The 2,366-nt window shown below is 35.9% G+C and carries 1 protein-coding gene; it reads right to left on the bottom strand.

The genetic code is table 11. From position 1 onward, the window contains the following. Window positions 1-1,624 precede the first annotated feature (1,624 nt). The gene (locus RTW80_RS24150; RefSeq protein ID WP_001323651.1) at window positions 1,625-2,176 is read right to left on the bottom strand and encodes a hypothetical protein; all 552 of its coding nucleotides are present in this window, start codon (window positions 2,174-2,176) and stop codon (window positions 1,625-1,627) included. Window positions 2,177-2,366: the final 190 nt, after the last annotated feature.

Below are 2,366 nucleotides of genomic sequence, written 5' to 3'. Positions count from 1 at the left end.
GATTTTCTCTTAAATAGATTGATGATCGTTAGATTGGCGTAAGCCTCATCAATGGAACTATTGAAGCGCACAGCGCAAGACTATTTAGCCTTACGCAAGCCGTAGGCTATTTGCACATAGTAGATTACATATTCGTTGTGAGCGGCATTAGCGAACATAGATCTACTAACTAACATCAACAAACAAAAACTATGTGTTATGACAAGCAGTCTAACGACTAACACTCTAACTTGTGCAAGGTTCTGGCGAATGCCAATAGATTAAGGGATAGTCGTTAGACTCCCTAACGGGTATCACTATAATTATTCTTATAAAGATAAAAAAGAATTATATTATATAGTTTAATTGTAGTTTAATTATAGTATTGTCGGAAATCATTTCCTAGGTGATAGGAACTCATTTCCTAGGTAGGTAGGAAACCACTTCCACGGTTATTTCCTAAATAGATCGGAACTCATTTCCCAGGTGTTATTTATACTTATCGGGTATCAGACTTGATAGGGGTAGCTCACAGTGACCTACCGTTACATCCAATCATCACATAGCATCTGTGCAATGATCTTCTAAAAGTGTTTCTTGCTACCAAAATTAAACATCTAAAACAGGCTTAAATTCAATGTAATTGATGATTAATCCCTGTGTAATTCCTACGTAAAAATCCAATGAAAAGTAGCTTAAAAAGTGCAATGTTAGCTTTCTTCACTTTTACATCACTTTCGCAAAGCCTTGTGTAATACGGCTTACAGAGCACTATCAGAAATTGTTGATTAAAAATCAATCTATTATTTGTCGAACAAGTTTCTTTCACGTGTTGAAAATTTATGTTTAAATTTGCTTTCAATCTTTAATGTGCAATCACTATCAACGTAAAAATAAAAACCTTCTATTATATTTCATAGCATACAAAAGTCAATAGAAGCCCTCTCGTGCTCCTACGTAAAAAATCCACCACTTTTCCCCTGATACATCAACTCAAGGCGTTCTATGTGTTCCTTAGTGCATATTACGTTTATTATGTTAAATGTATTTTGGCCTATATTTTGACCTGCACCCGCATAAACACTGGTTTCATCGCTTACAGCCCTTGTGAGACGTGGTGCTGTTTCTAGCATCTGATCCGACATAAAACCGATCATTCTCGTGTTTAGTGAAAGTTTAGTGAGAGACATTACAGAAAGGCTTTCTGTGTAATGATTTAATAGGTAAAAACGATGTTGATTACGCAAGAAAATTCCTTGCTGATATTTGGGGATTCTGGATTTTCCAGATCGGGGGGCGCTGAAAATCGCGTTAAGCACCTCTCGCAATCTAGCCATAAGGGAGGGGATTCATATGTATTTAGATGTATTTATAGCTATTTATGGCTATTTATTTTTTATTTACCTTTATTTGAAAACAATCTTATAAATCAATAAGATACAGAACAACCTGTTTATATTTTAATCACTTAAATTACGTTTAATACCCTTAAATCACCTGAAAATAACCTTAAATACCCCAATAATTAATTTTAACGATTCCTGTGCTCTCTCCTACATTGCAAAAAGGCAAAAAAAGCCCATAGAGGCACAAAAATATTAAAACCAATAACTCAATAATGCCTCTACAAGAGCTTCTCTAACTGTTATTTTTGATTGAGCTTACATCGATCCCATTGTTCTGTCGTTCTTGTGATACGATCGCTTATTGCAAAATTTAATAGCCAAGAATCATAAGCATAAACCTTGCTTTTATCATCTGCCATCATAAACTTGCCGTTAGCATTCAGTTTTGGCGATATCAAATATGTTCCATTTAATCTGTTAGCCTTGAAGCTATCTGCATATAAAGTTACTTGTGCGTATCCCTGAACACGTAATGCCCCTAAACGTCCGTTTTCGATTGATGCAATAGAGTATTGGCAAAGATAATTTTTGGCAGCAGGAGTCGTTTTCACTCCTTCAGTTTTTCGTGAATTATTTGATTGCGAGCTTCGAATAGAGGATGAAGGATAAGAGTATGAATGATTTTTATAAGATGAAGGGGCATAAGAGCCAATCCGGCACGTCTTACCAACAGCTATACACGAGTTACCACAAGGTATTCCTTTTTTGCAGTTTTTAGCAACTGCGGTAGAAGTTCCCCCTACAAACAACGTTGTAAAAATCATCATCCTCACAAATGCAGACCTGCGCATATAACCTCCCTTTTTAGATTATTCTTATGCTATACACTTGCTTAAAAAAATAAAAGTGCCCTCTAACCTTTATCGTTCTCCATCACAATTTGAGAAGTAAGAGCAGCAACCTCAAGCGATGATCACGTTTGCGCCGAGTTCAGAGAAAAAGACAGAAACTGAACTCACTAGGAAGGCTAAACGTATCTTT

Origin of the sequence: Escherichia sp. AM3 (genome assembly GCF_032029835.1) — a bacterium.
GTDB classification, from domain to species: Bacteria; Pseudomonadota; Gammaproteobacteria; order Enterobacterales; family Enterobacteriaceae; genus Escherichia; species Escherichia coli.
This window is presented reverse-complemented; position numbering and strand designations above follow the sequence as displayed.

Coding starts and splice junctions, on each gene's coding strand:
- RTW80_RS24150 (WP_001323651.1), bottom strand. CDS start 2,176: ATGCGCAGGTCTGCATTTGTGAGGATGATGATTTTTACAACGTTGTTT.